Source organism: Algibacter pacificus, assembly GCF_008033385.1.
In the GTDB taxonomy this organism is placed as follows: domain Bacteria; phylum Bacteroidota; class Bacteroidia; order Flavobacteriales; family Flavobacteriaceae; genus Algibacter; species Algibacter pacificus.
In genome coordinates this window covers 1-6,141 of record NZ_VOGY01000022.1, presented here as the reverse complement: position 1 = coordinate 6,141, position 6,141 = coordinate 1, and the positions used below count along the sequence as shown (strand labels likewise).

The 6,141-nt window shown below is 28.5% G+C and carries 6 protein-coding genes; all 6 read left to right on the top strand.

Going from position 1 to position 6,141, the window contains the following annotated elements:
- Positions 1 to 146 precede the first annotated feature (146 nt).
- The 6 genes from FQU21_RS16980 to FQU21_RS16955 all read left to right on the top strand — a co-directional run bounded on the left by FQU21_RS16980 (position 147) and on the right by FQU21_RS16955 (position 5,936).
- Positions 147 to 1,544 carry a sulfatase gene (locus tag FQU21_RS16980; RefSeq protein WP_187269412.1) on the top strand — a complete coding sequence of 466 codons (1,398 nt, stop codon included), beginning with the start codon at positions 147 to 149 and terminating at the stop codon, positions 1,542 to 1,544.
- A 237-nt stretch (positions 1,545 to 1,781) separates the two neighbouring features.
- The gene (locus FQU21_RS16975) at positions 1,782 to 2,081 is read left to right on the top strand and encodes a DUF2188 domain-containing protein (protein ID WP_147679205.1); all 300 of its coding nucleotides are present in this window, start codon (positions 1,782 to 1,784) and stop codon (positions 2,079 to 2,081) included.
- Between the two features lie 14 nt (positions 2,082 to 2,095).
- Positions 2,096 to 3,343, top strand: a complete 1,248-nt coding sequence (locus tag FQU21_RS16970) for a hypothetical protein (RefSeq protein ID WP_147679204.1) — start codon at positions 2,096 to 2,098, stop codon at positions 3,341 to 3,343.
- The gene (locus tag FQU21_RS16965) at positions 3,343 to 4,395 is read left to right on the top strand and encodes a hypothetical protein (protein WP_147679203.1); all 1,053 of its coding nucleotides are present in this window, start codon (positions 3,343 to 3,345) and stop codon (positions 4,393 to 4,395) included. Before FQU21_RS16970 ends, FQU21_RS16965 begins: the two co-directional genes overlap by 1 nt.
- A gap of 139 nt (positions 4,396 to 4,534) precedes the next feature.
- On the top strand, positions 4,535 to 4,951 hold the full coding sequence (locus FQU21_RS16960; protein WP_147679202.1) for a hypothetical protein: 417 nt from the start codon (positions 4,535 to 4,537) through the stop codon (positions 4,949 to 4,951).
- A 175-nt stretch (positions 4,952 to 5,126) separates the two neighbouring features.
- On the top strand, positions 5,127 to 5,936 hold the full coding sequence (locus FQU21_RS16955; protein ID WP_147679201.1) for a hypothetical protein: 810 nt from the start codon (positions 5,127 to 5,129) through the stop codon (positions 5,934 to 5,936).
- Positions 5,937 to 6,141 lie beyond the last annotated feature (205 nt).

Genomic DNA, 6,141 nt, shown 5'->3' with positions numbered 1-6,141 from the left:
GCTTTAACAAAGTTTTTGTTTATTTTTATTGCTTGGTATTAAACAAAAATTTAGAGCTGGTTTGAATGCTACGATTCATATCCAGATCGTTGTGCATCATTTTAAAAAAGGAGAATATGAGATTTTGTGTAGATAAATATAAAAATATGAGATTAATAATAGTCATTTCTATTATTCTAGTTTTATCAGTTAATGCTTGTAGCATTGGACCAACAAATAAAAATAGAATTAAGCCCAACCTAGTCATTATAAACATTGATGACATGGGTTGGAAAGATGTTGGTTTTATGGGGAGTGAATATTACGAAACGCCTAATATTGATGCGCTCTCTACCAAAGGGATGGTGTTTATCAATGGTTATGCAGCATCAGCAAACTGCGCACCAAGTAGAGCCTGTTTAATGACAGGAATGTGGACTCCACGTCATGGGATTTATACGGTGAATTCTTCTGAAAGAGGACAAGCTAAAGACCGTAAATTAATTCCAACAAAAAACACAAACCTCTTAGCTTCAAAATTCATTGTAATTCCTGAAGTCTTAAAAAGTAATGGATATACTACCTGTCATGCAGGCAAGTGGCACTTAAGTCACAACCCACTTGAAGACGGTTTTGATGTAAATATAGGTGGTAGTCATGCAGGTCTTCCAAAAAGTTACTACCCGCCTTATAAAAGCGTGAATATTGCTAAAGGGAAAAGTGAATATTTAACTGATTTGGTTATGGAAAAGGCTATAGAATTTGTTGATACTATTGCTTCTCCATTCTTTTTATACTATTCTCCCTATGCAGTACATACCCCTATAACGCCAGTAGATAGCTTGTTACCTAAATATAAGAATAAGGCACCTTGGAATGGTCAAAAAAACTATGAGTATGCTACCATGGTAGATAATCTAGATAGAAATATTGGGTTGCTTATCCAAACATTAAAAGACAAAAATATTTTTGATAATACTTTGATTGTGTTTACATCAGATAATGGAGGTTTGTATGGAATAACTAAACAAAAACCTTTACGAGCAGGAAAGGGGAGTTATTACGAAGGTGGTATTCGAGAGCCCTTTTTCTTCGTTTATAATAACATAATTAAACCAAATACAAAGAGCGATGTGCCAATTACCAATCTCGATATCTTTCCAACTATTTTGAATTATGCTGGTATTCAGAATACCCAGCTGGAATTAGATGGAGTTAATATATCTTCGGTGCTAGAAGGAAAAACAGAAACACTAGAACGCCCATTATTTTGGCATTTCCCAATCTATTTGGAGGCTTATAATAGAAAAGACAACGAAAACAGAGACCCTTTATTTAGAACAAGGCCTGGTTCTGTGATACGCAAGGGCGATTGGAAAATGCATTACTATTTTGAAGATGATGCCATTGAATTATATAACCTATCTGAAGATATTGGAGAGCAAAACAACTTAGTAGAAGCCAAGCCTGAAAAGGTAGAAGAACTTTTAAAGGATTTACAAAAATGGTGGAAAGATACTAATGCCCCAATTCCTACAAAGTTGAATCCTAAATATGGAGATTGAAAAAAACGAATGCACAACAATGTATAAAAAACATAAGTGGTTCAGTGGTTTACGGAGCTTTCGAGCATTTAATCAGCTCCGCCAAATCTGCGATTTGACGAGTTTGTTAAATATTTTAAGTTTGTGTCAAAACGCAAATTTGGCTCAGTGCAATTTGACAGGTAAGAGCTTCGAAATCACTTACGTTTCTTATACTAAACGTTGGCAGTAATTAAACTCACTCAAACTTGAAATAATATGTCAAAAGTGATATTTGAAAGTAAAACTAACAGAAAAACAGTTTATAAAACGGAAAATGGAATTGAAATAAAACCAATGCTTCATTCAAAAACGTTAGTCAAAAAAAGTAGTAGTAATATCACATATTATTATGTCGAATATCGACAAAAAAATAATAATTGGATAATTTTAACTAATAAAAAACTATATGGTGAAACAAAATTAATAGAAACCTTTGAGTCTAAAGAAGACGCAATAAAAACAGCAAATGCTATTAATAATTCTATTCACTTTTTGTTTGAAAATATTAACAACTAATTCTTAACAACAAATTGAAAGAAAATATAAAAAAAATAAGAGGTTATAATGACTATAAAGAATTCAATGAATCTGGCTGCATAACACTTTATTCAAATCTTTCCTTTGCTCAAAGAAATCAAGGCAAAGGAGAGAAGATAGAATATATTTATGATGAAAATAATAGGTTAATTAAAGAAATAATAGAATATAGAAACTACTATGACCATACTTACCCTTATGAAATTTTTGAAAAAAAATATGAATACAATGAATTTGGATATAGAATTACAAAATTTAAAACTAAATTAATTCATAATTTTTTTTCAGACCCAAATAGTACGACCACTTTGGATTCTTACGATATTGACCACTACAAAAGGTATCCTGTAGATGTAAATGAACTTATATCAATAATTGACATAAAACTTAAAAACAATAAAATTGTTTACAAAAAATCTTCTAATCTTTTAAATAACAAAATAATACAAAACGAATTTAAGTATGATAATAATAAATTAATTGAAGAAAAAAGTACGGATTTTCAAAAAAACACCATATCAAAAACAATTAATGAATTCGAAAACGATTTAATTAAAACTACAAAAAAATATTTTTCAAATATAGGAGAAAATGAAATACTAAATGAAAAAACAAGTTATCAATACCTTAATGGTTTAGTCGTATCAATCAAAAATTATGTTATTAAAAATAATAACCTTGAATTAAATTTTGAGACAAGATATAAATATGATGACCAAAATAGGATTATAGAAGAAGTAAAAGCAAACTTTGAGAAAGAGGAATATATTTATGCAACAGATTACTACTATTTAACAGAGTGGAATTATCATATTCAAGATGATTGTGAAAAAATAATAAGTGTGAAATTCGACCATTACAACCCTGAAAAAAAGCAAATGCTGGTTGATAGCATAAGTATTAAAACTTTAAATAGTGAAAGTCAATGTATCAATAGAGCCTCTATGGTAACAGAATATGGAAATGGTTATGATTTTTTTAAATGCTTAAATTCTGAACACAAATACCTGACCACAAAGGGAATTGAATTAAATGAACTTGAACTAGATGATATTAAAAGAATTAGGATAGACTCAATGATTTCAGCAAGTGTTGAAACGATTGACTATGCTTACCTATCCATTCAATCAAAAGAAAATTGTATAATGAAAAAAACAATGATAAGTTTAAGCGAGTATAATGTTGAAATAGTTGGTAATGAAACCTATGAATATTATTCAAAATCTAATAAAGATAACTAATGAGTTATAAGAGAAAGATTATAAACTCAATAAGAGAAATGAATATTGATTTGTTGGATGTCATTCTTGACAATGACAAAGCATATATGGAAGTTTCTAAAGATTTGTTTATTAAAACTTTGAGCAAGGAATTTGATGTTTTGAAAAAACAAGGAATTTCTAAATTTGAGGAAGTTTTCAAAGGCTCTTGTAATAAATGCTTTAAAGGTTGTGATGGCTATACTTTTTTAACAAAAAACAATGATTATTTAGACTTACTGTTTAAAGAAGAAAATAATGAAATCGTAGATATATTTAGGTGTAGTGATATTAAAAACGAGGAAAATCTAATTAAAAAAAACTGTATCTATTTTAGGTTCAAAAAAGACGAAAGTAAAAACTACAATCCTTTATCTCATATTGTTTCACTACAAAAACAAGTTGAAGTTGCTGTTGAAAAATTTGAGAAATTTGAAAACAAGATAACAGATATTGAGGATTTTGTTTGTTGGTTTAAAGAAAATAAAAAATTACATAATTCTGTAAAAGACTTACATTGGGATTATAATTTTGTTTGGTCATTTTTGTCAATTTATGTGACAATTGAGAATTTTGACGAATTAGTAAGAAATCATATTTCTGCAAAAAAAGCACTTGCTGAATTTGATAACTCAAACGAAAAATCAATAGTAGATTGGTTAATAAAATACGAGAAAAGTAATTTGCGTTTTTCAAGTGGCTATGAGAAAACTAAAAATTGGGAAAAGACAAATTTAATTCTTTTTAAAAACGGAGAAACATTTTTTGAAACAGGCGGTGTAATAAAGTTATTTAATAATGTTTTAGTAGATATTAAAGAATGTAAAGAATCAATCGAGTTTTCAGATTTATTCAGCAAACATTATTGGGAATTCGAGAAAAAATACGCACCAACGGAAGAACTATTTGAACTCTATGGAGATTTTGAAATTGAATTATCAGAATATTTATCTGCTCGTGGTTTGTATTCTGACATTTTGAAAAAGTATAATATTAAACCGAAAGAAAAAATAACTACTGCCAACACCGTATAAAATTAATTGCTGGTAATAGCCTATTTACGAAAGTCCTCGCGGACTTTCTATCTGTGTTTTATCTGCTAACTTTAGTGCTTAAAACACGCAACTAATCTTATACAAATACGTTGGCAACAAGCAAAAAACTGAACGAAAAATGAAAAACATTCTACTCATTTTATCATCTATTTTAATATTGAGTTGTAATTCTGAAAAAAAAGGAATTGAAAATGGAACATTTGATTTGTATGAAAATGACTCTATAATCGGAACTATTTATAGAATTAAAAATTTTCAAATTGAAAAATATTTAGATAATTCTGAATTAATCGCTAAAGTTGAATATCAAACTGACTCAACTTATTTAGTTAGTGGAATAGAAAAGAAAAAAATCGGAATTGACACAATTGTATGGTTGAATACTTACAAAAAAATTACGGAAAATAAATATCGAATTGTGGCAAAACCGAACAACTCAAATCTTGAATATGAATATCGTGGAATACTATTAAAAACTCAAGAAAAAATTCCGAAAGAATACGTTAATAAATTAAATAAACTGAACGAAAAATAAAAGCCAGTTGCCAACACCGTATAAACTTTATTGCTAGTTATAGCTCACTTGAGAAATTCCTTCGGAATTTCGCCGTTCGTGTTTTATTTATTAAATTCATTGCTTAAAAAACGCAACAAAGCTTATACAACAACGTTAGCCACAATGTCCAAGAACCTCACGAACGAAATGAAAAATGGAAGATAAAATAATACCTTTTGGAAAATATAAAGGAAAACCAGTTGAAATTTTAGCAACTGATAAAGAATATGTTCAATGGTTAACAGCTCAAAGTTTTTTTAAAGAAAAACATATAAACCTGTATAATGTAGTTATAAATAATTTTAGAGAACCTGTTGACACACCAGAACACAATAAAATCCAAATTTTATTTCTAAAACCTGAATTTCGAGTAAAACTTGCATATTTAGTTAATTCAAAGTTATTTGAAAATAATTCTGAAAGAATCAACAAGGCAATGTTGAAAATTTTAGAATCAACTAAAGACCGAGAAAATGAATATTTTTTAGACGCATTAAAAAATCCGAATTCCAATGATAAATTTGGTCTGTATTCAAAAAGATTACTTAAATTTTCAAAACCTGTTTTTGAGAAAGTAGATGTTTCCTTTTCACTTTGGTACGGAATGAAATTTGCTTATGACAACAATTGGCGAAATTGGAGTTATTTTGAACAGGAAAAACAAAGTTCTTATTGGCTTGAAATAAAACCAATAATTGGAGACGACTTTCCTGCTGTTTTAAGACAAATGAAAGCATCAATGCCTTTTCAAACGAATGATTATTTTAGTGATAAATTTTTCATATTATTAGTTGGAGAATACACAGGAATTGGAGCAACCAAAAATGAATTTATTGAATACTTTAGAACACAAGGTTATTATGTGATTTTTAAAAGTCAACTTGACAATGTTGAATTACCAAATTTTGAAAGAGAATTCATTTTAAATAAAGAAATTGAGGAAAAAATAAAACACAGTGGCTAACACCGTATAAAATTTATTGCTGGCTTTTTGCTTACTTGCGAAAGTCCTCGCGGACTTTCTTTGTTAGTAATTATTTACTAAATTTATTGCAAAACCAACGCAACAAACCTTATACAACAACGTTGTGATTAATATCCCAGCCTTTAGGAAACTAAAACATTTTTATAGTCTTAATTAGTAATAAATAATAAAGCAAAAAGATGGA

Bases quoted from the DNA above. Each gene is read 5' to 3' on its own strand.
- FQU21_RS16980 (WP_187269412.1), top strand. From the start codon at position 147: ATGAGATTAATAATAGTCATTTCTATTATTCTAGTTTTATCAGTTAAT.
- FQU21_RS16975 (WP_147679205.1), top strand. From the start codon at position 1,782: ATGTCAAAAGTGATATTTGAAAGTAAAACTAACAGAAAAACAGTTTAT.
- FQU21_RS16955 (WP_147679201.1), top strand. From the start codon at position 5,127: ATGGAAGATAAAATAATACCTTTTGGAAAATATAAAGGAAAACCAGTT.
- FQU21_RS16965 (WP_147679203.1), top strand. From the start codon at position 3,343: ATGAGTTATAAGAGAAAGATTATAAACTCAATAAGAGAAATGAATATT.
- FQU21_RS16960 (WP_147679202.1), top strand. From the start codon at position 4,535: ATGAAAAACATTCTACTCATTTTATCATCTATTTTAATATTGAGTTGT.